Raw genomic sequence first — 795 nt, 5'->3', positions numbered from 1 at the left:
CAATCCCCATGCCGTTTGCAGCAGCGTGTTCATCGTTACGCCATGCGCTTTGGCCGCCGCCGCGATTCGCTCGCTTTGCTCCCGTGGCACGACTCCGCTCACACGCCTCGCTTCATAGCCTGACGTCTGGCGCTGGCGTTTCGGGAACACCGCCTGTGCTTCGCAGCCCGCTAGTCGTTCCTTCCAGTAGTGCCGCGCCGACGCCTCATCCTGCTCCGACAACCAGCGAATATAGTCGCTGTACGCCTGACCTTTTGGCTGCTCCTGCTGCTCCTCTTCGCTACCCGACATACTGTAGGCGCTGTAGGTGTGCAGCACTTCCTCCATCACTAGCGGCAAACACCAGCCGTCCATCACAATATGATGGAAGCTCCAGACCAGCTCGTGCGTATGCTCCCCTGTGCGGAACAACGCCACCCGCATCAGGCTCTCCGCTTCCACATCAAAGCCTTGCTGCCGGTCTGCCGTCCGCCACTGCGCCACGCCAGCTTCCTGCTCCGTGGCGGGTTTCAGCGACAGATCGGCATACGCGAGCTGAAGCGGCCGGTCGCGGTACACGACTTGCAGCGGCTCTTTTCTCCACCCGCTGTCGATGCTCGTCCGCAGCACCGCATGCCGCTGAACGATCGTTTGCCAGCTTCGTTCAAACGCTGCTACATCCAACTCCCCTTGCAGCGTCAGCTGCATCTGGTTCACATAAGCGCCCGCTTGCGGCTCCAGACGGCTGTGGAACAACATGCCCTGCTGCATCGGCGTCAGCGCGTACACCTCCTCCATCTCCCCGATGGCGGCGCT

General features: G+C 62.0%; 1 protein-coding gene. It reads right to left on the bottom strand.

What is annotated here, in order from left to right:
• Positions 1-795 (bottom strand): condensation domain-containing protein (locus ACSR9A_RS01130; RefSeq protein ID WP_473755185.1); only part of this gene is annotated, 795 nt, incomplete at both ends.

It is taken from the genome of Paenibacillus sp. R-74696, from assembly GCF_055814915.1.
The sequence above is the reverse complement of the archived record's forward strand: the minus strand, read 5'-3'. Positions and strand labels throughout refer to the sequence as shown.